This window comes from Arthrobacter sp. HLT1-20, from assembly GCF_054510895.1.
Genome location: NZ_JBTNDR010000019.1, coordinates 1 through 22,439 on the forward strand (window position 1 = coordinate 1; position 22,439 = coordinate 22,439).

25 protein-coding genes, 1 tRNA gene and 1 pseudogene are annotated in these 22,439 nt (G+C 59.3%); 5 read left to right on the top strand and 22 right to left on the bottom strand.

The features are described from left to right. The 10 genes and pseudogenes from ACX80Q_RS11330 to ACX80Q_RS11375 form a co-directional block, all read right to left on the bottom strand. Window positions 1–606 (bottom strand): M55 family metallopeptidase (locus ACX80Q_RS11330; protein WP_459330637.1); only part of this gene is annotated, 606 nt, incomplete at its 3' end. Window positions 607–909: 303 nt separating this feature from the next. Then, complete coding sequence (locus ACX80Q_RS11335; RefSeq protein WP_459330638.1) at window positions 910–1,206, bottom strand: hypothetical protein; 297 nt, start codon at window positions 1,204–1,206, stop codon at window positions 910–912. A gap of 91 nt (window positions 1,207–1,297) precedes the next feature. Further along, window positions 1,298–1,860: pseudogene (locus tag ACX80Q_RS11340) on the bottom strand (2-isopropylmalate synthase); the annotation flags it as partial. A 123-nt stretch (window positions 1,861–1,983) separates the two neighbouring features. After that, a complete protein-coding gene (locus ACX80Q_RS11345; protein ID WP_459330639.1) occupies window positions 1,984–3,195 on the bottom strand; it encodes a M20 metallopeptidase family protein in 1,212 nt (403 codons plus the stop codon). Then, complete coding sequence (locus ACX80Q_RS11350; RefSeq protein WP_459330640.1) at window positions 3,195–4,352, bottom strand: amidohydrolase family protein; 1,158 nt, start codon at window positions 4,350–4,352, stop codon at window positions 3,195–3,197. The genes ACX80Q_RS11345 and ACX80Q_RS11350 overlap by 1 nt, the downstream gene beginning before the upstream one ends. Beyond that, window positions 4,342–5,640 (bottom strand): type I glutamate--ammonia ligase, encoded by a 1,299-nt coding sequence (locus ACX80Q_RS11355; protein WP_459330641.1) that lies wholly within the window; start codon window positions 5,638–5,640, stop codon window positions 4,342–4,344. Before ACX80Q_RS11355 ends, ACX80Q_RS11350 begins: the two co-directional genes overlap by 11 nt. A 215-nt stretch (window positions 5,641–5,855) precedes the next feature. Beyond that, window positions 5,856–6,242, bottom strand: coding sequence for a hypothetical protein (locus ACX80Q_RS11360; protein WP_459330642.1), 387 nt, complete (start codon window positions 6,240–6,242; stop codon window positions 5,856–5,858). A gap of 139 nt (window positions 6,243–6,381) precedes the next feature. Further along, window positions 6,382–7,221: a MurR/RpiR family transcriptional regulator gene (locus ACX80Q_RS11365; protein WP_459330643.1), complete on the bottom strand. Its 840-nt coding sequence runs from the start codon at window positions 7,219–7,221 to the stop codon at window positions 6,382–6,384. A 1,019-nt stretch (window positions 7,222–8,240) separates the two neighbouring features. After that, a complete protein-coding gene (locus tag ACX80Q_RS11370) occupies window positions 8,241–8,621 on the bottom strand; it encodes an ArsR/SmtB family transcription factor (protein WP_459330644.1) in 381 nt (126 codons plus the stop codon). A 189-nt stretch (window positions 8,622–8,810) separates the two neighbouring features. After that, on the bottom strand, window positions 8,811–9,245 hold the full coding sequence (locus ACX80Q_RS11375) for a tyrosine-type recombinase/integrase (RefSeq protein WP_459330645.1): 435 nt from the start codon (window positions 9,243–9,245) through the stop codon (window positions 8,811–8,813). A 13-nt stretch (window positions 9,246–9,258) separates the two neighbouring features. On the opposite strand from ACX80Q_RS11375, the gene ACX80Q_RS11380 reads away from it, so the two are divergent. Then, window positions 9,259–9,423: a hypothetical protein gene (locus ACX80Q_RS11380; protein ID WP_459330646.1), complete on the top strand. Its 165-nt coding sequence runs from the start codon at window positions 9,259–9,261 to the stop codon at window positions 9,421–9,423. A 448-nt stretch (window positions 9,424–9,871) separates the two neighbouring features. On the opposite strand, the gene ACX80Q_RS11385 is transcribed toward ACX80Q_RS11380, so the two are convergent. Beyond that, window positions 9,872–10,114: a helix-turn-helix domain-containing protein gene (locus ACX80Q_RS11385; protein ID WP_459330715.1), complete on the bottom strand. Its 243-nt coding sequence runs from the start codon at window positions 10,112–10,114 to the stop codon at window positions 9,872–9,874. Window positions 10,115–10,162: 48 nt separating this feature from the next. Next, a complete protein-coding gene (locus ACX80Q_RS11390) occupies window positions 10,163–10,588 on the bottom strand; it encodes a hypothetical protein (RefSeq protein ID WP_459330647.1) in 426 nt (141 codons plus the stop codon). Between the two features lie 753 nt (window positions 10,589–11,341). Here ACX80Q_RS11390 and ACX80Q_RS11395 point away from each other — a divergent pair. From ACX80Q_RS11395 to ACX80Q_RS11405, 3 genes are all read left to right on the top strand, one after another. Beyond that, entirely contained in the window at window positions 11,342–11,659 is a 318-nt protein-coding gene (locus tag ACX80Q_RS11395) for a hypothetical protein (protein WP_459330648.1), read from the top strand. Further along, on the top strand, window positions 11,656–11,916 hold the full coding sequence (locus tag ACX80Q_RS11400; RefSeq protein WP_459330649.1) for a hypothetical protein: 261 nt from the start codon (window positions 11,656–11,658) through the stop codon (window positions 11,914–11,916). The genes ACX80Q_RS11395 and ACX80Q_RS11400 overlap by 4 nt, the downstream gene beginning before the upstream one ends. Before the next feature lie 714 nt (window positions 11,917–12,630). Beyond that, window positions 12,631–13,500 (top strand): tyrosine-type recombinase/integrase, encoded by an 870-nt coding sequence (locus ACX80Q_RS11405; protein ID WP_459330650.1) that lies wholly within the window; start codon window positions 12,631–12,633, stop codon window positions 13,498–13,500. Between the two features lie 57 nt (window positions 13,501–13,557). Here ACX80Q_RS11405 and ACX80Q_RS11410 read toward each other — a convergent pair. Further along, window positions 13,558–13,630: transfer RNA gene (locus ACX80Q_RS11410), tRNA-Arg, on the bottom strand. 191 nt (window positions 13,631–13,821) lie between these two features. On the opposite strand from ACX80Q_RS11410, the gene ACX80Q_RS11415 reads away from it, so the two are divergent. After that, window positions 13,822–14,073, top strand: a complete 252-nt coding sequence (locus ACX80Q_RS11415; RefSeq protein ID WP_459330651.1) for a hypothetical protein — start codon at window positions 13,822–13,824, stop codon at window positions 14,071–14,073. 47 nt (window positions 14,074–14,120) lie between these two features. Here ACX80Q_RS11415 and ACX80Q_RS11420 read toward each other — a convergent pair whose 3' ends face one another. Genes ACX80Q_RS11420 through ACX80Q_RS11460 form a run of 9 tightly spaced genes read right to left on the bottom strand, consistent with a single transcriptional unit; the run spans window position 14,121 to window position 22,310 of the window. Continuing rightward, window positions 14,121–14,429 carry a hypothetical protein gene (locus ACX80Q_RS11420; RefSeq protein WP_459330652.1) on the bottom strand — a complete coding sequence of 103 codons (309 nt, stop codon included), beginning with the start codon at window positions 14,427–14,429 and terminating at the stop codon, window positions 14,121–14,123. After that, on the bottom strand, window positions 14,429–15,244 hold the full coding sequence (locus tag ACX80Q_RS11425; RefSeq protein WP_459330653.1) for a hypothetical protein: 816 nt from the start codon (window positions 15,242–15,244) through the stop codon (window positions 14,429–14,431). The genes ACX80Q_RS11420 and ACX80Q_RS11425 overlap by 1 nt, the downstream gene beginning before the upstream one ends. A 17-nt stretch (window positions 15,245–15,261) precedes the next feature. Continuing rightward, window positions 15,262–15,597 carry a hypothetical protein gene (locus ACX80Q_RS11430; protein ID WP_459330654.1) on the bottom strand — a complete coding sequence of 112 codons (336 nt, stop codon included), beginning with the start codon at window positions 15,595–15,597 and terminating at the stop codon, window positions 15,262–15,264. Window positions 15,598–15,601: 4 nt separating this feature from the next. After that, a complete protein-coding gene (locus tag ACX80Q_RS11435; protein ID WP_459330655.1) occupies window positions 15,602–16,021 on the bottom strand; it encodes a hypothetical protein in 420 nt (139 codons plus the stop codon). A 31-nt stretch (window positions 16,022–16,052) separates the two neighbouring features. Further along, window positions 16,053–17,153 (bottom strand): hypothetical protein, encoded by a 1,101-nt coding sequence (locus tag ACX80Q_RS11440; protein WP_459330656.1) that lies wholly within the window; start codon window positions 17,151–17,153, stop codon window positions 16,053–16,055. Beyond that, the gene (locus ACX80Q_RS11445; protein ID WP_459330657.1) at window positions 17,150–18,142 is read right to left on the bottom strand and encodes a tail fiber domain-containing protein; all 993 of its coding nucleotides are present in this window, start codon (window positions 18,140–18,142) and stop codon (window positions 17,150–17,152) included. Before ACX80Q_RS11445 ends, ACX80Q_RS11440 begins: the two co-directional genes overlap by 4 nt. Continuing rightward, window positions 18,143–19,291, bottom strand: coding sequence for a hypothetical protein (locus ACX80Q_RS11450; protein ID WP_459330658.1), 1,149 nt, complete (start codon window positions 19,289–19,291; stop codon window positions 18,143–18,145). Beyond that, entirely contained in the window at window positions 19,282–20,154 is an 873-nt protein-coding gene (locus ACX80Q_RS11455) for a phage distal tail protein (protein WP_459330659.1), read from the bottom strand. The genes ACX80Q_RS11450 and ACX80Q_RS11455 overlap by 10 nt, the downstream gene beginning before the upstream one ends. After that, on the bottom strand, window positions 20,154–22,310 hold the full coding sequence (locus ACX80Q_RS11460) for a phage tail tape measure protein (RefSeq protein ID WP_459330660.1): 2,157 nt from the start codon (window positions 22,308–22,310) through the stop codon (window positions 20,154–20,156). The genes ACX80Q_RS11455 and ACX80Q_RS11460 overlap by 1 nt, the downstream gene beginning before the upstream one ends. Window positions 22,311–22,439: the final 129 nt, after the last annotated feature.

Sequence of the window (22,439 nt, forward strand, 5' to 3'; positions counted from 1 at the left end):
GACAGTTTCAGCCGCGGCAGCATGGATCAGCTCCCGAGAGACGCTTGGTGCGATTGAATTGGTCGCGGACCAACCATGGGCGACCTTCACCTGAACTGTCCTGGTGCCGGGCATAACAGATTCCACGAGCTCGCAGATAATGTCATCACCGGTGACAAGTCCTACGGGAACGCCTAGCGAGGCGGCATACAACGCATTGACCTCTGCTTCCGAGACCGGACGCCCGCCGAGACGAACCTCCGTGAAGTGGCTCGAAAAAGTGTGGGCCAGAACGCCAGGGGCGCCGGCCGGCGCGTGGTAGCCCACGAAGAGTGCAACGTCGCAATCTGCTGTGAGCCCTTCAGCCATGCATTGGGCTTTGGGTGAGCCGAAGACCAAACGTGCGCGCGCGTCCAACTGCTCATGAATGAGGTTGTCCATGGTGCCGTGTGAGTCGTTGACGACGACGGTCGTGGCGCCGCCGTCAAACGCTCCCTCAATAGCGGCATTGGCCTCTGCGGTCATGAGTTCCTGGGCGCGCGGATAGCCGAAGCCGCCACGCACCACCTGATCCAACGTGGCGATCCCGGCGATGCCTTCCATGTCAACGGAGATATAGACTTTCATTTCTCATCAAACCTCTCTGATTGGCTCTCACGAAGGTAGTCGACCGCAACTCTGGCAACGACCCCAATATCAGGTGAGTTGGTCCTCGACCTGTGTGTTTCGGGCATTGAGTCAGGACTCTAGTCGTCCCACACTTGCGGATCACAATCCAACCGCGCTTTTCGTGGAATAGGCGGTAGGGAATCACTGACCTGGCCTCGATCGATCGTTTGAGGGACTACCAATCTTCGCTACGAACTTTCGAACTTCCAGTCTTTCAGCCCGTAGCAGGTGCCCCACCTCAGCCCACAACCAAATTTCTTGCTATGGAGACGTCAACTTGGCGCCGTTGGCGATTCCGACAATCATCAGGATCAAAGCGAGGACGCCGGCAATAAGGCCAAGAATAGCTAGGACTATGCCGATGAGGGCAAAAATGGTCCCCTTTGGCTCCTTCTGCTGGCCCTTCAAGCTTAAGACGAGTCCGGCAATGGAGAACACAAGTCCGAGCACGGGGACGAGTCCGGTCAGGAAGCCGAGTGCTCCACCGACGAGACCTAGGATGCTGAGGATCGGGCTCCTGGTAGGAACTTCGGGTTTGGTTGAAGCGGGGATAGTCAATTTGACAGGTCTCCTAGATAGTTTTGGGACGAATGATAGTTGCAGGGGGCAACCTACTGGGATCCGGGAAAGCGATGAGGACTAGGCCTTAGGGGGACCGCTCCGCGACGTGCAGCTGGTTGCAGTAATCCAAGGTGCGATGGACCTCGTCAACACCGGAGAGTTCGATCATGTGGTCGACGCTCTGGACGTAGTTGTTCAGCCCTAGGCTCAACAGGTCCACATTGCCTGTTCGTTCGCCGTTGCCGAACAGGAAGCCGTGGATCCTGCCCGTGCCGGCTAGGTAGCCCAGTTCCGCGGCCACATCACCAGTACTGCGGGCATAGTGCGGGTGGGGCGATAAGGTGGTGCTTTCCCGCGGGTGCAGGTGGGGTTGGTGGTCGTGAACACATCGGCGACGGAGTTTCAGACCCGGCCGGCGCCGTCCAGCTCCGTCTCGGTGAAGAATTCCCTGGAATACTCGTAGGTGATATGAGTGTCGATAAGGGTCTCCTCGTTCTTCTTGCACAGCCACACGCCCTGCAGGGTGATGTCGAAGGTGCCGTCCTCGTTCAAGTTGAAGACTGCCCGGCGGTGCAGTGCCGACGTCGAGTTGTACAGTTGGACGATCGCCTGCAGGGAGTCGACTGGGGACTCGTAGGTCCGCTCGATCACGAGTCGACAGGGGAAACCTGCAGGAGAATCCTATTCTTCTATACGGATATGGTTGGAGAGCCGAAAAACGGATGACATGACTCAGGCAGCCTGAAATGCGGAGCCGGAAGACAGCTGGATGATTCATCGGCTTTCCGAGATGCTTTCTTTATCTTTCAACAAAGCAAATTCGTCTCTATTGTGCAGTTCCGCGGCAGCCATGTATCCGCTCAAGAGAGCATAAGCAACATCCCGAACGTGCGTATTATCGGGCGCAAATGTTGTGGAATGCAACTGCTCAGATTCTCCTTTTGTTCCAACAAACATCATCAGCGATGGAACTTTTTCGCAGTAATAGGAAAAATCGTCTGATCCTGCCGAACGGAGTGTGGTGTTCGCTGTCAAGCCCAACGACTGCAAATGAGGAATGGTCGAGTTCGCTATACGACTATCGTTTTCCAAAACGGGTTCACCCTGCACCACAACAATCTGTCCGTTACAGCCGTGAGCCGCAGCGACCATTTCCACAACATGCACTAGGCTGCAAAGGACATTCTGGCGCACCGTTGTCGCCATGGCTCTCACGGTCCCACGAGCTGTTGCTGATCCCGGGATGACGTTGGGGGCCGAGCCGGCACTGATGGCTGCAATGCTTATCACTGCGGATTCCATCGGGTCTACAGTCCTGCTGATGATGCTTTGGACCGCAATTACTACGTGTGCCAATGCGACTACCGGGTCAACTGTCAGGTGGGGATAGGCTGCATGTCCCCCTCGTCCGTCAATCGTGATCGTAAACTCGTCAGATGAAGCGTTGACGGAACCAGACGTGCAAGCCACGGTTCCCTTTGGTAGAAGCGGTTGAATATGGGCTCCAATGGTAGCCGTGACTGCTTCTATGGCCATCCGATCTCCCCCGCAAATGTCTTTTCCGCCGGAGGGGTATGTTTCCTCCCTGGGCTGAAGCACCAGCAACAGCGGGAACGCACCAGGCGTGGCGTGCACGGCTCTCGAGAGTGCGACTGCTGCTGCCAAATGGATGTCATGTCCGCATGCGTGCATTACCCCCGGGTTTTGCGACGTCCACTCCAGTCCAGTCGCTTCTGTCGCAGGCAAGGCGTCCAGTTCAGCGCGTACGGCTACAGCCGACCCAGGACCACCAAGCCGGACCAGTGCTCCTGTTTCAGCGACTGGCACCACCGCCGTGGGGTCGGGCAATGCGTCGAGAACCATTTGAAGGGTCGGGCCCTCGAATCCTGACAGATCCGGAAAGCTGTGGAGTCTCCTGCGGAGGTTGTAGGCGCCTGGCAATTCCTGATCCAAACGCTTCTTGAGCTCGTCCAAATGTGTTTGCATCAGCGTGGCCCATGGAGTTTATAGACTCTGTTTGCGTTGTCGCTGGCAATCATGTGAACTACACGCACGGCGTCACTCTCCGACCAGTCCCCGGAGTCCACCCATCGCTGCAACACGCTAGTCATGCCCTGCCGCCATAGCGCAGCGCCGAGGAAATGAAGCTCTGCAGGCCCCCAGGCGTCCGATGAAAACAAGATCTTGGAGAAAGGCGCCAGCTCCAGTGATTCGGCAATAAGGGCCGTTGACTGCACGCCGGTGTAGTTTATTCCAAGACCGATATCGAAGTACACATGCGGAAAAACCTGGGCCAAATAGCCGGCTTGCCGGTGAAAGGGGTAACAATGCAGCAACATCACGTCAACATCATAGGGTTCAACTAGCTTAATCCAGGGGGTAAGTAGCAGCGGATCGCATCGGTCCAACCGAAGATCCGGATCCCCGTATCCGGTGTGAAGCTGGATCGGCAGGCCACGATCTACTCCTGCCCAGAGAACAAATCGCAGTAGGACCGGATCATTGACCTTCGGTGCGGCTCCATCAGCCACACTGTGCAGCCATGACTCTGTCGCCGCTACGACTTCGGCCGGGGAAGGACGGCTCGGGTCGAAATTGAATCCATGCCTGTAGGCGATGATGCTCTTCACACCTACAGCGTGCGCCGTCACGCGCGACAGCTCCTCGACGTAGGCGTCAGGAAATTCATGCGCGCTCACTCCGGAAGCAACCAGCGATTCAGCCACAGTTTCTAGACGGACCACTTCATTCACAGGTCGTGCGGAGGCCAAGCTCATTTTTTGTGGATCTAGGATCTCATCTCCGCGGTATCCGGTCTCGACTAAGAAATGCCCTATTCCTGAGCTAGTTAGAAGGCGTCGATTAACTTCCGCAGCACCCAACTCCAACCGAGCGCGCATGTAGTCCGCGGCGCTGGTATGTTCAGCAAGGCCCAAGATGGGCGCGCACCATCGTCGAATTGCGAAGCCCACCTGCGTATCAAACTGCGACATCCACACAGGGATGGGACGATCAGACTCAGTAATAAGCGTCTCGAACTCCGCTTGGGAGACGTCTGCTTCGAAGGCGCCGTGGACGTGATGATCTACCAACAAGGCTTCCCTGATGGCGCGCCCAAGCCTCGTTTCGGGCTTAGTAGACACTGGCAACTTTTTGCACCCTTTCGGCGTCTGTGAGCGAGGAGAGAAGCTCCATTTCGTGCCGTTTCACGGCGAGGTGAGTGGTCAATAGGTCCGGATCGAACCAGGACGAGACGACTTGGTCGGCCTCCATAGCTACAAGTGCGTCCTCCAAGGAACTCGGGAGCTCAGGAACGTCTCGTAGTTCGGCTTCTGTGCAGTCTTCGCTGAATACTTGCGGCAGGGGATAACCATCGCCTCCACTAATTCCTGCGAGGCCGGCGCGAACCAGCACAGCCAGAGTTAGCCATGGATTTGCTGTTGCGTCCGCGGCGCGATACTCGAGATTGAATTGATGCTCTGGTGAGGAACCGCCCATCGAACTGGTTGGACATATGCGAAGGAGTGCTTCCCTGTTGCGTTCGGCGAGAAAAATACCTCCGACGCTCCAGTTGTGGGGAGCCAGTCGAAGAAATGACGTGGGGCTCGGCGCGGTCCACGCCGTGAGAGCGCGTGCGTGGCGCAGAATCCCACTGCTGAACCGTGCGCCGATTTCGGCGAGTCTCCCAGGTTTGGATTCGTCGAAGAGCACTGGTCGTCCCTGCTCGTCGATGAGACTGATGTGAACATGGACACCCGTTCCGGTTCCGTCCGGCTCTTGCAGAGGGGCAAAGGAAGCCTCAAGCCCCCGACGAAGTGCTAGGTCACGTACTAGTTCACGAAGTAGAACCGCACGATCTGCAGCCACGAGAGCGTCGCTCGGCTCGACCGTGATTTCGAATTGATCCCGCCCGTATTCAGGAAGCCAGTTCTCAGGTGCTAGTCCGCAACTATTTAGGAGACGGATTAGGTCAGTGCCGAAGGGCTCAGCATCGCGGTGGCGGCGCATTGAGAACGATGCGGAATCGGGGAGTCCTCTGAGCACGAATTCGTGCTCAAAACTAGCCACAACACGTAGTCCCGTTGCTTCAGTGAAGTCAACCAGCGCCTTGCGCAGAAAGGTACGTGGACAACATACCCAGTCACTTCCGTCAGGGTTAGTCTGATCAGCAAGAAAGAGCGTCATGCCGGGCGTGTTGCCGTCAGGAAGAACGGTAACTTCGGTGAACTTGTCTGGTTTCAACCGCAGATCTCCGGTTGAACCGAAGGCGCTCTTCGGAGCGATTTCATTGAAAGCCGTCAGACCAAGGTTCGCGGGAACCCAACCTAAGCCGGATCTCAGGACAGTCTCATAGGATTCGGAGGGGGCACCCCTACCTCGCACCTGTCCCGACAGGTCACAGGTTGCAACAAATATCTCTGGGTGTGTCATGACAGCCTTCCGTCGTTGGAACTCAAGATTTCGACAGTTGATGAGTCAGGCATGATGCTCCAAGCCAGAACGGATACAACTAGTTCAAGTAAATTTCATTACAACCAATTAGTCAATGAGGAAATTGTAATATTTAATCCCAAGTTTCGTCTATGCGGGCATAGGGTTGCCAGTCGGACGACCGTCAAGTTGGCACGTTCTTACGAGAAACGCCTTCATCGCAACGGATTGAGAGAAACCCGGCTCTGACATTTCGCTTTTCTGCCCCGTCCGTGGCCATCCGCTTGCTCCTGTCCGGATTGTCCCCATTCCGAAATGCTCAAAAGCCGACCGAACGTTGGGCTGCACACCTCTCTGTTGTCAAAATAGTTTGGTGCGGCGTTGCTGCCGCCGATGAAGACGCCGATCCTGACCTTGCCTAGACCGAGGGAGGTCGTTGCGATCCAGTCCGGGCGCCATTGGCGGTTGCGGTCTTCATGGCGGTGAAGCGCGTGGGGACGGGTTGGCAATTCGTGCAGCAGTGCCTGCAGTTCCTCGGCCCCGCCGTCGACCTTCTCCTCGTTCATGCCAGAAAACTTGATCTTGGCACGGATCTGGCGCATGTACGTGGTGGTGTTGGATACGTCCAGGATAAGAATCAGTGCCGCCCGCTGGGGTCCGTGCTCAGGATGTTCTCGCTCCAGGTGTCGCGATGCAGTCAACGGCCCCAGAGGTAGAAGTTGGCAGCAGGCGCATTCGAAGCTACTCCGCGTTGTCTCCCGACTGCAGCGCTTCGATTTCGATGAGACGACTGCGTGCGCTAGATCCTATTTGGTCGGCCACAGCTGCGATTAACATTTCAACCACTGCCATTGCCGGTACGAACGAGTCGAAGGGGCTTGGTGCTTCAACTCTCGCAGGGATGACCACCTCGGCGACGTCGGCCGCCGGCGACATCCATGGGTCCGTGACCAGGACTACGTGCGATCCCTTTGCGTTTGCCCTATTTGCGAATTCAATGACTGAGCGATCGTAGCGTCGAAAGTCAAAGATCACCAGAACGTCTCGACGGCCGAGATCCAGAAGGGCAGACATTCTCTCGTGACCGCCATGAGGAACCAACTGGACATCCGGCCGCATTAACACTAAATGCGTACCCAAGTAGGAGGCCAGTACACGACTGAACCGCCCTCCCATGAGGTGGACGCGTAGCCGCTTGTCTGCGAGAAGACCCACTGCCCGCTCTAGTTCAGCTTCAGGAAGTGCGTCAAATGTATTGGCCAGTCCATCCAAGAATACAGATGCCGACTCCGACCGGGTGCGTCCGCCATCCGCCGTTGAATCGTTGTCACTAAGGCGCCGCAGGGGGGATCCCATTTCCTCATGAACCTCCCTAATCAAAGCTTTCTGGAAGGCCGCATAGCCCGCGAAGCCCAGGGCAGACGCGAAACGCAACACCGTCGGCGCACTGACGCCTGCTCGCAGGGCGAGCTCGGCCACCGTCTCCAGTCCGGCAGCGGGGTACGCGGCAAGGAGAGCCCTGGCGACCTTGGTTTCGCTCGGGCTGAATTTACCCAATTGGGAGCGAGTGCGCTCGGCCACGGTTGCGCTCAATGGACCCGATGTGGGCGCTGTGTAGACAGCATCCTCGCGGCTTGGTATCTTGTGCGTCAACTGATCCTCCACTCGTAGCCTGCATTGCCAATTCCCGTCGCACGGCGGCACTGGGCAGGTTGGCGTACACGGGATGTAATAGATTTTACATCTGGCTTTGATCTGACGAGGCAGTTCTTCGATATTGCAGGAGCGATCCTTAACCGAGTCGATGACGCAACGGCGCTCCAACGCGGCCTCAGCTCAACTCAATATCCGCTATCGGTAGTTTACTATCAGATATCTAGCCGCAGTCCATCAATCAGGGAAGCCAATGCCGGCCCCAGCCCAGAGGAAGCCAAGAACAAGGAACAGTAGTTGGAAACAAACAGCTGTGGGCGACCACTCCATGCGGACGCGGCCACTTGCGCATTACGTCAACACGGACCAAGTTATTTCGTGGTGTGGTGGTCAGATGACTAGCGGTGGCACCACTTTTTTGGGCTGGATGCATCCCGCTCCGAGGTGCAGGTAACCTTGTCCATCCGGAGTGATAGTGAGACAAGTGCCGCAGGGGAATGTTACATAGGGCTTATCCAGATGCTCCCTGCGCAGTGTAAAAGGCGTCTCAGCCCACTGCAGCCTGGCTCTGACTCGATGGCCTTGCGAAGGGTTGGCGATCGTACCGCTTTACAGTCTGCGACGGTCGCCGGGGGCCGGGAGCAAGGCGGCACTTCGTTGGCAAATAGCAAAATGAATCCGCAACTTCAGAAAACTTCAGATGCCGAAACCCACTCGCAGCCGGAGGCCAGCGTCTCTAACAGAAAAGTAGGCCAACCGCGATTCAAGTCGAAGAACCCTTATGAGCGATTTGGCCGGACACGTAAACATCGATCCCGCATATCTGCTGTTGCGGAGGACCACGACACCCCGAACTGTAGTTGGCAGCTCGAGGTTGTGAAGGTGTCGCGAGCGGCAAGGTGAAGCCATATACGGCACAACTGCGGGGAGGCTTTTAGCCCGAGACCCTATGAGTCATCAGCGGGGTCCTCGATCGCGATGGTGCGTTGAATCCGTGGAGGCGGCTCCCGAACGAGGAGATAGTCCCTAAGTGCCGCCATCAGTTCCGTGACGCGGTCAAAATCCACCGAATAGCGTGGTGCTCGGCCGTGCCGGCGGCCAGGTGGGACATCCACCACGATGACACCGGACTTTTCGAGCAAGATGAGATGCTGCGCAACGGTCGCCTCGCTGGGACTAACTGCTTCAACAATGTCCCCACGCCGCACGGGGCCATTTTCATATAGGTACCGAATGATTTCATTCCGTCCCCGATTGCCGATAATCCCCATTGCGGCTTCCAAATCGGCCGTCCAAGCCGGGCCTTCTGGGTGCACGATCTTTGGCATGGCTCTATTCTCCTTCCATTTTCCGAAAACCTACATAGGCTGGCTTTTCAGTAGAAATCGAGTGTTGGCTCGAATCGCCTATTTGGTTTGGGATCGCCCAAACGCCTGAAGCACCTCAGTATGGTCCGGTGCCTCGTGAGTCTTCTGGACGTAATGCTTGCTGGTGATCTTCTCGCTTGAATGGCCGAGCTATGCGGTTGTAGCGGCCATACCCTGGGTGTTGGCCAGGATTGTTCCGACGGACTTGCGGAACATATGCGGCGTCACCCATTCAAAACCGATCGCTGTCCGAGCCTCGCGCCATTGCTTCCGGAAGCCGTTGGGATCACGAATCGTGCCCACACTCGAAGCGAAGACAAGTCCCAGATCATTCGTTCGGGCCGTGTCGGTCCGCCGTCGGCGCAGCATCTCCACAGCAAAGACTGGCAGGAAGTACCGCTGTCTGGAATTGGCGCTCTTGGGGTGGTCTTGAATGATCGGCCCGTTCTTCCCGCGGAGATTGATGATGGTGCCGTTGATGGTCACCGTTGGCTTGGCGGCATCGAGGTCGACGTCTAACCAACGGATCGCCAGTGCTTCGCCTATGCGGACACCAGTTGGCCAGCATGATGTCCACAACGTCAAGGACGTCCTTTTCGTGGAGTCCGTTGGGGCGCCCGGTGGGCTGCTGCCAAGCGTAGACGTCTTTGCGGAGTTGGACGGCTTCATCCAGGGTCAGGGCTCGAACCTCCTTGGTGGCGACGGGGATCCGGGCCACTTCCCTGAGTGGATTCGCACTGAGGGCACCGTGGCGGGTGGCTAGGCTCAACATGCCGGACAGGATGGTCTTGCACATCTTGGCTGTCGAATTGCCGTTTTTGGTGCGAACGGTCTTGAGGAATCTGTCCAGCGAATTGACAGTGGCCTCCCTGATGGTGAGGTCACCCACGCCCGGCAGGATGTAGGTGTTGATGATTTCGCGGTACCTTCTGCTGGCATTGGCGGCGCGGTCTAGGCCTTCAAATTCCATCTACCAAATCTTGGAAAGCTCTCTCAATTGCATGTCAGGGCTGATTTCCTCCTCATTCACGGGCACGAGAAGGGTGAGCTTGTGGATGAGCGCGGCTTCTGCTTTCGGGCCGGAGACGCCTTGGGCTTCGTAGAGGCGCATTTTGCCGTCAAAGGAGCGGAACCTGGCACGTGCACGCCAGATTCTAGGTTGCAGCTGGGTCCGAGATATTTGTCCCCAGGTCCCCAACTGTGTCCGTTTTCTAGGCAAAGTGGCCCTCCGTGGAGGCGATCCAGTCATTGAAGTCTGTGCGGCTGATGCGCAGGTGCCTGCCGATCCGGTGGGCCTTCGGGCCGAGGTGCTTGACGCGCCACTGGTAGAATGTCTGTTCCGGAATCTGCAGTTCCCTGCAGAGTGGCTCCGCCGCAAGCTTTTGATGCTGGGTGTGCAGCCAGACTCCCAGAGTACGCTCGAATGCGGTCTCGTAGTTTCCGTATCGCGGCAGCTGGCCGGTGCTTGCAAAGTACTCTTGGAGCTGGCCGAACCGTGTGTACTAATGCCGATCGACGTTCACTTGAAGGGTAGTCGAATTCCAGTCAGTGAGGCCGCTGCGGAGGACTATTTTGGGTGTTGACATGTCTCCTCGGTTGAAGGCGAGTCGTTGCCCACTCATCCAGCTGTGGAGGGATTTCTCGGCCGGGTCTCCGTCGGGGGTTGGGAATCGGCAGTAAGCGGTGAAAAAATCTTCGGCTTCCTTGAGCCGCCTGCGCCATTCGCTGGTGGGATGATCGGGGTCCCTGGCGACAAGGGCTGCTTCATGATTGGCGCGCAGCCCAGGTTGGTGGTGTTCGCGGACCTGGAGGTGCCGGTGAACCGGGTTGCGTTTCCGCTGACACCGATCGGCTATTTCACGCACAGCCAGACCGGACTCGTACATCATGCCCGATTCAGGATGCCACGACACTTTCCAACCCGCCATGCCGGAAATACTAGCTGATCGACTACATGAAGCAACAGACATACCGAAAGCCTGTGGATAACGCGGTCGGACTAGTTGCCGCGCCAGTCCTGCGGCCCGACCAGCTCGATCTGAGCTGCAGGAACTACTCAACCAAGGCCCCTTGCGGCTCGTACCATTCAACGAGTGTGAACAAGCGCGTGTATCCGGCCGCACGGCGGTAAAGGTTGCCAAGCTTGAATAGTGGTGCCCTCCTAGCGGGCGAAGCTGCAAGGTCTGCCATTGCTGCAATCAGGACGACGGTCCTCGGCAGCGATGATCTCCTGCCGGCCAGGGACTTGCGATCTCGAAGCGGAGATGTAGTGGTTGTTCCGCTGACATGGCTACCCATGATTTAGTCGCTCGGCTCATACCAACCGCTGGGGCAGCGATCCGTTGCACCCGACAATTGCCGTGATTCAGGCCAGAACAGGGTCTAGGGCAGCCATAAGATGACCATGCCGCACTGAAAAAGATGACCGGAAACTCAAGAAAATTTTGCTGAAAAAGATGAGTAAAAGATGACTTGTGCATTTTTTGGCCATAATTGGCTCTGACCTGCGGAACATAACCGCAGGTCAGAGCCACTTTTTGGTGCCCCGGGCGGGAATTGAACCCACGACCAAGAGATTACATGGACGCAGATTCAGAGGGTGCGGGCAAAGTTGTCCCCCTCTGGGGCAAGCGCACGGATGAGCCGGCGTTTGAGGACCATGAATGGGCGGCGACAGCAGCATGAGCGAGATGCACGCGCTACGCATCACCGAGGCGAACCACATTGACGATGCCTTCTGGCACCTTGGCATCCGGGAACACCCGCGAATGCTCCGCATCCTTTTTGAGTTCAACTCAATCAAGAGCGTGACGCCAGCCGTGGACAGCGAGTGTGACTACATCCTCGACCGGCTCGAAGGTGACGAATGGGTTGACGAAAAGTTCATCAGCAAAGAAACCGCCGCTGAACTCCTCGTCCTAACCATCGACGAAGCTCGCGCCGAAGCCAAAGCAGAGAACGCGGCAATGATTGCCCGACTCACCAAAGGAGCAGTATGAGCCCCGCCTTCTCGATGACCTTGCCTGTCAATGAATTTTTGGGCTGGCGAACCGCCGTCAAGGAAGCGCCGGAGACAGCGCCTGCCCGGCGAGCGCGGCTCGTCAAACGGCGGGTGCAGCACATCAGCCACGTTCGTACCGATTATGTGGGGCCTACAGGTGTGATCAAATCCGTGAGTGCTGCGGGGTTCCGTGTGCGCTGGGATCATTCTGGGGCTACTGAGTTGTGCCATCCGGAAGATGTGGTGTTTATCTGACCCACCTGTTTTAACTCATAAACCCGGCCAGTGCTCTAACACTGTCCGGGTGAGGCAATCAGCCATGCGAAGCGCCTGATTGCGTGTCCAGTCTATCTGGCGACGCCATTCTTTGCCATACCCATGTCTGCTTGCCTCCTCGACATATGCTTCGAGGCGGTACGGCTACCCCGCCTGGTCCCTGTGACCACTCAACACGCTAAGCCTGCACTTGGGGCTGCTTACTGGGTCAGAGCCAGCTCTTCATCGAGCGTACGGGCAGGGGTGATAAAGCGTGCAGTAAAGACGTGAATGCGAAGAAGTGCCAAGTCCGACCGTCAACGCCTTTCTAAGGGGCTGAGACCAGATCCGTACGCATGCCGCCACTGCCGGAGAGTAATGACCCTGGTGCTGATACGACACGACCGATGACCGACGCGACCGACGCGGTGGACACCAGTTGTGACTTCAGTTCTGCTCCGCCCCGCTCCACAACACACCTGTGTTCTGGAGCGGGGCGGAGCAGGCTGAAGTCTCTCCTCCCAACTCCCTCTACTCCCTCTGCGGTGGCAGCAAAACAAGAACAAAAAAGAGCTTGAAAAACAGTGACCATCACGGACACTGAGCCCTCACCAAGAGAGGGCAAAAACTTTCAGATCATCATTAAACAAAGAGCTTGGTTTTTGGCTATTAATTTACCAACTAACCAGAGAAACACTAAGCATGGGGGCAACGATGGACACAGAACAGGTGCTGGCCTACTGGGCGGCATGCATGAAGGTAGAAGATCTTACAGAGCGCAGCATCCAGGAGCGCATGATCTTCTTCCGCCGGCTGGCCCGTGAGCTGGGAGACTTCAAGACCATCACCAGGGCCGAGCTCATCCACTGGATTGCAGGCAAGGACTGGGCCAACGCTACCCGTGTCAACTACAGGTCCACGCTGCACATCTTCTTCACCTGGTACCAAGACGAAAACTTCCGTCTGGACAACCCCGCAGCCCGGCTCCCCAAGGTCAAGCACCGCAAAGCCGATCCGAACCCCTTCACCGTGGACGAGATCAATGACCTACTAGCCTCAGGGATCTACGCCAAGACCCGGGCCATGGTCGCCCTGCACTACTACCTCGGCCTCCGCGTCGCAGAGATCTCCCGCGTCCACGGCCACGACATCGACTGGAAATACCGGACACTGACAACCATCGGCAAAGGAGTCAAGAAAGTCGTCATGCCAGTCCCCGAGGCAGCCTGGCCCATCTTCGACACCATGCCTAGGGCTGGCTACTGGTTTCCTAACCGAGCCACCAACAGGCTCTTCGAAGCGGGGGAGGGGCACGTCCTCAGCGGGTCCGTGTCCACGCTGCTCTGCGACGCCATCAAGAGGGCCGGCCTCAAGCACCGGGCCCACGACCTCCGGGCAGCAACGGCCACCGAACTCAACCGGGCCAACGTCTCCGCCTTCGCCATCCAAAAAGGAATGCGCCACACGCAAATGGACACCACCAATCGCTACCTCGTCGTTGACCTTGACCAGGTCAGGACAGGACTCAACCAGTTGCCGGCAGTGAGGATGCCAGAACGCAGCGGCCGCAAACGCGCCGCCTGACCAGGACACGCAAAAGGGCGGGGCCAGCGATATGCTGGCCCCGCCCTTTTTGTGTAGTGCCCCAGGAGGGATTCGAACCCCCGACTGTCGGATTAGAAGGCCGCTACTCTATCCCCTGAGTTACTGGGGCAAGCACCGCGAACAAGCTTAGCAGGACGCGAGCAGGTCCCAAGGTCCTGACCTGCCCATCCTGCTCCGATAGATAGACTTGCCATTCATTCAAGACACTGGAGAACGATGAAGAAAATACTTACCGGCGTTGCTCTGGCGCTTGTCCTAACCAGCTGTTCAGCGGGGAGCCCGAGCTCAGAGTCTGTCGGCATGGACGCTTGCGATGCATTTGCCCACTACGTGGCCAAGGCAGGTAGCGTGGAAACAATGGACCGCAAGACCACCGTCCAGCAAGTCAACCTTGAACTGGCCCAGCACGAAGGGGTGGCGGCGGACGATCTTCTGACGGAAGGTGCCAGCATTCTCGCAAGGTCCGTGGATGCTCCCGCATCTCAGTGGGTCCTAGCAGCAGATACCTTCGCTTCCCGGTGCACAGATGCAGGCTGGGCCGCCAAGAAATAAAGGACATCAACCCGTAAAGCCCCCACCCATGAGGGTGGGGGCTTTCTTTATGCTCGGTGGTCAGGGCCTTCGTCGTCCGGCTGTCCGCGCTGCTCCAGGATGGTTGCCCACCACCGCATGATCGTGGTGTAGGCGAGCTGTTGGGCGCCGTAGACCATCAGGATGGTGGTGATGACATCCGCGCCCCGGGTAATGCTGCCCGTTGCGAAGAGGTAGAGCAGGGCGAGGATGACGGAGACCAGGATCGGCGCCCCGACCTTGGCGATCTTCGACCACGTGTCGCTCTTTGCCCAGGCGATCGCGACCGGGGACACCACTGTCAGCAGTGCCAGGATGATCGTGTCGAGCTGCTCCACTATGCGCCACCGCCAAGCAGCTTGACCAGCTCGTCCCGCACCTCGGCAGCGATGCCGGCCGCGTCGATCTGGGCGGCGAGGTCAGCAGGCGCAGCGGACTTCAGTAGGATCTTCGCCTCGGCAGTGTTCCAGTAGGTCTTCCGCAGATTGCCCACCACCTCGTCGAGCTTTTCGTTCATGCCCTTGTCAAAGCCTGCCTCGACAGTCGCCAAAGCAACCAGCTTGCGTACATTTTCAAGGACTTCAACCTGGTCCTGATCGGGTAGTGCCATGAGGAAACCTTCTTCCGTGATTGGTGTGATGTCCGAGCCTTGCCCGGACACGATGGTGGCGATGCCCCAGGGGGCGGTGGAGTAGACGTCCGAGCTGGTCTCCCAGATCGGGTCTCCCCAGAAGTAGTCGTAGCTGAAGCTAATGTGGATGTGGTCGTAGTGCGGGCTGGCCCCGGTGTACTTGACCCACTGCCATCCGGTGTGGTCGCCCGCGATCTGGCCACGGTGAATGATGTACGCGAGGCGGCCGGCCCGGCCAGACTTCCACTCCTTGTAGCCGAGCTGGCGCAGATGCTCAGAAAGATCAATCCCAGCCTGGATCGGGATGCCGGTCCCGTCACCCTCAATATCCACACCAATGTCCAGCGCGTGGGCGTAGCCGTCAGCATCAGCGTTGTGGCTGGAAATGTTCCAAGTGGTCGGGCCACTGCCCGCCACGAAACCTTTGTTCTCGGCACAGTCTGGCCACGCCGCCTGCACCTCGCGCCACATTGTGGCCGCCGCCGGCACCGGGTTACGGTACGGCACAGCAAGATTGACCATGGTTCTCCTTAAAGTACTCAGCCACCCGGCGGGGTGGCTGATGGTTCGGTTTCAAGCTGTGGCCAGCCGGCAATATCGGCGGGCTCAACGCCACGCTCGATCAGATCGCGGCGGCGCCCGGATGCGTAGTCGGCCAACCGGTTTCGGTTACGCGCTTCACGATCGGCACGGTTCCTTTCCCGCTCGGCATCAGCCCATGCCTCGTTGCGCTGCGTGCGCATGTCCGCGTTACGGGCCCGCTCCCTGCCAGCCGTGCCCGTCCAATATTTGATGAGACCATTTACCAATGATGTGAGGATCGCGCCACCAGTGCCTGCCCCCAGGACGGTGATGATTATCTGTGCCGTGTCCACGCGGTCACCTTTCCGGATCGTAGGCGTAGCGCCTGATGCGGAGCCATCGGGTGATGAAATGCAAAGAGACAATGACGATCATGAAGAGCTGAACCAGGCGATTGCCCGGATCGCTCAGATGGAGCGCCAGAGTGTTGACCCCATAGATCAGTGAGGCGCCAAGACAGGCAAGCACGGCGGAGCGTTCCAGCCACCAGATACCTGGCAGCACCGCCACCGCACCAAGCACACCGCCCAGTAGCAACAGCCATGCCCAGTAGATTGTGAGCCCGGTTCCGGCCGTGGCTTCAATGGAATGTGGCGGGGACACCACCGCTGACAAGCCTCCAGCAGCTGCAGCCAAATACACGCCGAACTGAATGACAGTGATAATGCGTGGCTCTTGAATCCGGAGCCACACAGCAAGAGTCCAATGCAGCTTCATGGTCTGCACCCTCCCGGCCAGATGTCGCCCATCAGCCGACCTGCACTACGGAAAGGTTGGCCGTGGACCACGCGTTGCTGGCGAAGACCTGGGGGAACCCACTCTTCTGTAGCATCACGAGCTCGATAATGTCATTGGTGGCAAGGTCGATACTGAGCGCTACCTTCGCCCCATACTCCGAGGGCGTCCCGGAGTTGTTGACGATCGGGACTGATTGGCCACCGTACGGGATGTCAGTCCCATTCTTACGAGCCCAAGCGACGAGTCGACCGGTAGCCGAGCCCGTAGAGAAGGCCCCTCCTCCGGTAACGGCATATTTGCCCGGCGCGGTGACCTTGATCTGAGTAGCCTGAGCACCCAAATCGACCATACCGCCCGAGTCCATCTGAACCGATGCGAAGCGTACGACCGTGGTGGCATTGTCGGGGAAAGCCTGATTGGCATTGGCTGTCACGACGGCGCCCAAGCCGCCGGTCCAGGTATTGCCTGCCCGTCGCTGGATTGGGTTGCCTGGAAGGTCAAGACGAATCACTGGCTGGCCCTGGGGTGGGCTCGTGATCTCCGCGAGCTCTACCGTTGTCCGGACAGGGATGGGCGCGCCGCGGGCTGCCGTGATTCGGAAGAGCTGCGTGACCGTATTGGGTGCGGCGGTGGTTGATGTGGTGCCGGCAAAGATCTGCGCCTCAGCCAAGACAAGGGCGCCAGCAGGGACGCTAGCTGTGGGGCGCGTCGGGGACGCGGCCGCTGTACCAGAAGTCACACCAAGAATCGCGGCGTTGTCTGCGTCGCCCTTCTCCTGGTCGTTCTGCTTGATCCAGATCAGATCCCAGCGTGACCCTGTAGCCGGGGAGTTCCCTGTCGGCACGGTGCTGGTCCCCGTGGTCGTAGGTGTGTACACGCCCTCATCGACGGTCCGCCCGATCACAGCGGCCACCGGGGCCACTGAGTAGGTCATCGGTACGGTGGCCGCCGTCGGCGTGACCACGTTGGTGGCACCCTGTGTGAGTAACCCGGAGCGGGGTACACCAGGTGCGTTTTCGGCGTACTGGCCAGCTAGTGCCAGCCGGTGTTCCTTCGGGGTCGTGCCGACAAGGCCGATTTGCCGGACGCCCGGACCTCTGTTGACAGTCATAGTGTGCCTCCCAGTGCACGGACAGCGGACTCAAGAGCCGCCGTCCTGTCTTCGATGCGAGTGATTTGTTGTTGCTGGTCCTTGACTACATCCAGAAGGGCGAGCGCCAGGAGGTCGTAGCGGACGCCATCAATCTGCGGACCTTGGCCGTCGCCGGAGTCGTACATGAGTACAATCTCCGGTAGGTGTTCATGGACTTCCTCAGCGATCAGCCCGTATTCGTTGCGCGCCCCGGGTAGATGTTGCTCGGGCCCGATGGCGGGTTCGCCCTCTGCGGTTACGGCGGGTAAAACGGCCGGCTTCCGGTCGAAGATCACCGGACGCAGCTTCAGCACAGCGGCTGGGTCCACGCTGTACCCCCTGACGTTCCGCTTGTATTTGCGGGAGGACGTGTTCTTACCGAGCAGGTTGTTTGCGTCGTTGCCGACCCATACAGCGAAGAACGTAGTCCCGGCCACGGCATTGTTGAATGCCCGCGAAGACCCGTTGGCCATGGCCGCCGTCCCTGCATTGGTCGCGTTAACGGCGTTGGCGACGGCGGAGGTGATGTCGCCACCGCCGTGGGTGTGGGTGGATGGCGGGAAGGTTGCTGGCTTGCCGCTGATGCCTCCCCAAGCGACGCCGCCGCTAACGAGCAGCTGCACCCACACCGAATTGGTTGCATCCCAAATCTCGCCACCGTAGTTACCAGGGGCGGAGATGAGAGGGCCAAACCGCGCTACCGGCACACTGTCGGGGTCCAAGGTCACGAAGGCGCCGTCGCTGGTCTGGATGTAGGTGACCGTGTTACCCGAGGTCCCAACGGCTTGGATGCCGGTGCTGTCTACCCGGATGCCCTCACCATCGGGACCACTGATCGACATGGACCTTTGTGGTGCCATGCGCTCCAGCTTCTCGATGCGAAGGCCCAGATCCTTCAGTAGCTGCATGAACGCTGCTATCGGGTCGGGCTCGTGCCCGCCGCGGGGGATACCGTCAAGATCATCCATCTACGCTCTCCCTCCAATAGGTGCGACAGTGATTTTCACCGTCTCGGAATCGTCGCCATCGATGGCCATCATCCTGACCCGGACCGGGCCAGGATCGAGGATAGGGTGGTAATCAGGGATGATGAGCTGCGCCCAATGACCGGGCAGGTACGTGCCAAGCCGCGGTCGGGCATCGGCCCGGACCGAGACTGACCACTGCTCGATGGGGTATTTTGTTGACGCCATGCTGGCATTGGCGTAGTCCTGCAGCAGGCTCAGGTCCTCTATGTCCTTCGACGCCGAGTCTGTTTCTGTCCAGGGGTAGCCCGCCTGCGTGATCAGGGTAGTGTCGGTAGCCCATTTGAGCTTCATGTCCCGCTCTGATCCTGCGCCGGGCTGCCACGCCCGGGACGCCATCTTTGTGGCGTCCTCCACCACGCCGAATCCGACAACCCCGCTGCGCTCCACTGTGCCGTCCCAGACCCAGCCAGGGCCCGCCTGCGCCAGCAGTGGCGCTGAGTCCGTGCCAGTCTCCATGACCCACTCCACGTACCGGGCATCATCAGCTCTGAAGCGCGGACTGAAGCGGATGTCTGGGCCGCGCTGCACCTGGGTGAGCTTGCGCAACTGGTCACCCAGCCACGGCATCAAATAGCCTGGGTCGTGCCGCTCATTCGTTCCGGCAACAAGATCCGGCAACACGATCGGCAAGCCGGGGTTCAAGGGGTTGGTGTCGATACTGATTCGCACCATCTCCCGAGCAATACTGCCCAAGGTCTTGTTGACGATGTCCATGGTCACCGTCGTGGGCGACACCCCGTTGGCAAGCGCTACCCAGGGAAGTGCTTTGACTGAGTCCAGAAGTGACCAGATGCCGGCGGCGGAGACTTTAAGGGACTCTTTGTTCGGGTCGTAGGCGCGCTTCCAGATGGGGCCGGCCTCAAGGATCGTGTCGCCATAGCTGATGCCCATGAATTGCTTCAATGGGGCTGTGGCGGCTCGGATGCCCAGGCGTGCGACTTCCTTTGAGCGGACTTTTAGTGTGCCGTCCACAGATCCGGCGTCGTTGAGACGCATGCCCCATGATGTTGCGGAGACGGGCAGGTCTGCGGTGATGAGGCCTGTGACCATGTCACCGACGAAGAGTCGGTGTCCGGTGTTTACCACCATGCAGGTGTCACCTCCACCATCATCTGTGCGTTCGTGGAGTTGGGCGCCTCAAAGAGCCATGTGCCGGTCTGGCCTTTGCCAAGGCGTACCCATTCGCGGCGGACGAGTTGGGCCGAGCGGTCGCCGTCGTCATCCAGAGTGACGGTGCCGTCGGCGCTGTCGAGGCGGATTACTTGGCCGGGGATGACTGCGCCAGCGTAGACCAGACGGCGGCCCGTCCCTAGCTCCGTGACAGTAAATCCGTTAGGACAGCTCCCGGTAATTGTGTGGATCGGGGGCGTGTCAGCCGTCCCAGTATTCGTCAGGGCCACCGTGCCCGGGCTGCCAGCTGGTCCATAGTCCAGCACACCCGTGCTGCCTATTGAGTAGAGGTCGTAGCTGAGACCGCCACCGTCTACCGGTACACCGGTAGACGAAATCTGGGATTGACCATACTTGCGCGGATCAGCTGCAAGTAGTTGGATCTGAAAGCCCACCGTGACGTCATTGACCCACGACAGCTTGACGCTGGACGCCAGCCCTACGCTGGCCTGTTTGCTGGGGCGGTTGGTGTCCAACACTGTTATGGCTTGTATCAGCCCGTCCGCGAGCGTGGCCGCTAGGGTGTCTTCGGCAACGGCGGCCACATTCTCGTCTGGGCACTGCGCTTGGCCTTCGAGGGTGATCATGCGCCCGTCGGCCCAGCCGCGTTCCGTGAACTCGCCGTGGGCCCAGAGCCGCGCCGTGCGGTCGCGGCGCTGCTCCGGGGAACTGTCCCAGCCCTCGGCATTGTTGTCCAGCCACAGCGTGTACCCGTCCGGGTGTAGCGCACCCTCAGAGCTGAACGTAAGCCCATCAAGGATCACCGAGCGAACACCGGCCATTACTTGCCCCTCCACATCAGTTGCTCGGCAGCGCTGCGGCCGATCATTGTCTCTGACATGCCCGGCGCCGCGGCAACTTGGATTGGACGCTGAGTCTTGAGCAAGGTGAGCAGCTCGTCCATCTTGGATGCGCCACTGCCGAAGCCGGACCCTCCAGAGGCTCCGACGCCAAAGGCCATGTCGGTGCTGTCGGGCACGGTGACCAGGTTGGCCATGCGATCATCGATCCGTGTCTGCATACGCCCGACGCCGACCAGAACGCCCTCGCCGATGTTCTGGCCGAATCCGGCGAATACCTTGGACGGGGAGGCAATGCCGAGTGCGGCTTTGAAGGGGCCCACGATCCACCCGGGCAGAAGGTCGAGGAAGAAGTTCCCAACTGATCCGGCCATGGACTGTAGACCCGAGCCGAGCCCGTTGACGATGTCCTGACCGGCGGTGTAGAGCCAGGTACCTGCAGTACCGAAAAATCCCATGATGGTTGCGGGGAGGCCGGAGAAGAAGTCGCCGATGTTCCCGATGGTGTTTGAGACGCCGTCTACAATTCCGGACCACAGCCCGGAGAAGAAACCGGTCAGCCCACCCCAGATGCTCGTCGCGAAATCAACCGCTCCGGTGAAAGCGCCGTTCAGCCAGAGGATATGCCCGACGACGATTCCGGCAATGAGCGCGACGAGGCCGGCCCAGAGTGCACTCAGCCAGCCGGTGAACCCGGACCACAATCCGGATGTCCAGCCGAAGAACCCGGCCCAGACCCCGTTCCACCAACCGACGAAGCCGCCGAGGACGCCTTGCATCCAGCCTACGAATCCTCCCCAGACCTGGGTGATGAAAGCAACCACGGTGTCCCAGTTCATGACGAGCAGGACGATGGCTGCGATCAGGGCCACGATGCCAACGATGATCCAGGTGATCGGGCTGACGGCCATCACGGCGTTGACGACGCCGATAACCACAGCCAGGGCGCCGAGGGCGATCACGGCCGGGCCAATAATGGGCGCGAACTGGGACAGCCCCTCAAGGACCGGAGTCAGCATGGGAAGGACCTGAGCCCCGAGGTCAGATAGCGAAGATTCCACGAGACGCCGAAACTGATCCAGGGCCGCGGCCGGCCCAGTGTTCATGGAGTCGGCCATGGCAGCAGCGCTGCCCTCAACGTTGCCGAACCCCTCGGACCCAACATCGGACAAGGCCTGAATGAACTTCGGAATTTCGTTGACACTTAGGTCTTCCAGAGGTGTCCCGAAAAGTGCCAGGGCCGCTTGCGACTGAGCCGCAGGGTCCTTGATATCGGCCAGCCCCAGCTTGATCTTCGCGAATGCCACCTCGCCCTTCGCGCCGCCCTGCAAAAGGTCATTGGTCATCTCTGTTTGGTCAAGCCCAATCGCTGCGTAAGCTTCGCCAGTTGCCTTGGACATGTCCGTCGAGCGAATGGTGAATTCCTTCAGAGCGTCACCGAGCTTGTCGATGCCGAACATGCCCTTCTCGGATGCGTTGACGAGCAACTGCAGCGCCGATTCACCGCCAATACCCAGCTGTGAGAAGAAGGGCCCGTACTCGTCCATCGCGTCAAGGATGTCTTCGCGCACCGCTGTCGGTACTTTCTGCAGCGCCACGGTCAGCAGGTCCGCAGCCTCGATCCCGTCCTTGGCCAGCCCGGTGGTGATCATCTGCCCGGCGATTTGGGCGGCCCGGGCCGTGTCGATACCGAAGGTGTCGGCCAAGGCGATAACCTGCCCGGTCAGCGTTTCCACCTCGGCCTGCGAAGCGGAGGACATCCCGGAGATGGACGACATCACATCACCCACAGCGGCGGTCACCGACTCGAAGGATTCGCCGAATCCCTGGTTATACAGAGACCCAGCGGCCGCGCCTGCTGTCGCCGCCTGGGGGCCGGTGAGATCCAGCTGGTTCGTCAACGCATTCACGGCCGAGTCGCGCTCGATCGCCGTAGTCAGGCCTGTCATCAAGGCGGCCCCGGCGACACCGCCGGCAGCCGCGGCCGTGAGCGGGTTGAACAGCTTCTCGGTAGCCTGGGCCCCGATTGTACTGAGCCGCCCGGACATAGTCTCGGCCGATTCCGTTACCTCGTTGAAGGTGTCGTCCACGCCTCTGGCCGTGGCCAGGATGTCGAACATGAGTTGCTGGGTTGCCACGGGGCCGCCCTCCTATCACTTCTTGTTGGCCTCGGCCTGGGACTTCTCCCACTGCTGGGCGTTCATGACGAACTTGACCCACATCGTGTAGCCCAGGTCCCAGACGTTTAGCGGGGTGATGCCTGGCCA

Bases quoted from the DNA above. Each gene is read 5' to 3' on its own strand.
- ACX80Q_RS11345 (WP_459330639.1), bottom strand. From the start codon at position 3,195: ATGCAAACACATTTGGACGAGCTCAAGAAGCGTTTGGATCAGGAATTG.
- ACX80Q_RS11355 (WP_459330641.1), bottom strand. From the start codon at position 5,640: ATGACACACCCAGAGATATTTGTTGCAACCTGTGACCTGTCGGGACAG.
- ACX80Q_RS11360 (WP_459330642.1), bottom strand. From the start codon at position 6,242: ATGCGCCAGATCCGTGCCAAGATCAAGTTTTCTGGCATGAACGAGGAG.
- ACX80Q_RS11370 (WP_459330644.1), bottom strand. From the start codon at position 8,621: ATGCCAAAGATCGTGCACCCAGAAGGCCCGGCTTGGACGGCCGATTTG.
- ACX80Q_RS11390 (WP_459330647.1), bottom strand. From the start codon at position 10,588: ATGGCGGGTTGGAAAGTGTCGTGGCATCCTGAATCGGGCATGATGTAC.
- ACX80Q_RS11395 (WP_459330648.1), top strand. From the start codon at position 11,342: ATGAGCGAGATGCACGCGCTACGCATCACCGAGGCGAACCACATTGAC.
- ACX80Q_RS11400 (WP_459330649.1), top strand. From the start codon at position 11,656: ATGAGCCCCGCCTTCTCGATGACCTTGCCTGTCAATGAATTTTTGGGC.
- ACX80Q_RS11405 (WP_459330650.1), top strand. From the start codon at position 12,631: ATGGACACAGAACAGGTGCTGGCCTACTGGGCGGCATGCATGAAGGTA.
- ACX80Q_RS11415 (WP_459330651.1), top strand. From the start codon at position 13,822: ATGGACGCTTGCGATGCATTTGCCCACTACGTGGCCAAGGCAGGTAGC.
- ACX80Q_RS11425 (WP_459330653.1), bottom strand. From the start codon at position 15,244: ATGGTCAATCTTGCTGTGCCGTACCGTAACCCGGTGCCGGCGGCGGCC.
- ACX80Q_RS11435 (WP_459330655.1), bottom strand. From the start codon at position 16,021: ATGAAGCTGCATTGGACTCTTGCTGTGTGGCTCCGGATTCAAGAGCCA.
- ACX80Q_RS11440 (WP_459330656.1), bottom strand. From the start codon at position 17,153: ATGACTGTCAACAGAGGTCCGGGCGTCCGGCAAATCGGCCTTGTCGGC.
- ACX80Q_RS11445 (WP_459330657.1), bottom strand. From the start codon at position 18,142: ATGGATGATCTTGACGGTATCCCCCGCGGCGGGCACGAGCCCGACCCG.
- ACX80Q_RS11450 (WP_459330658.1), bottom strand. From the start codon at position 19,291: ATGGTGGTAAACACCGGACACCGACTCTTCGTCGGTGACATGGTCACA.
- ACX80Q_RS11455 (WP_459330659.1), bottom strand. From the start codon at position 20,154: ATGGCCGGTGTTCGCTCGGTGATCCTTGATGGGCTTACGTTCAGCTCT.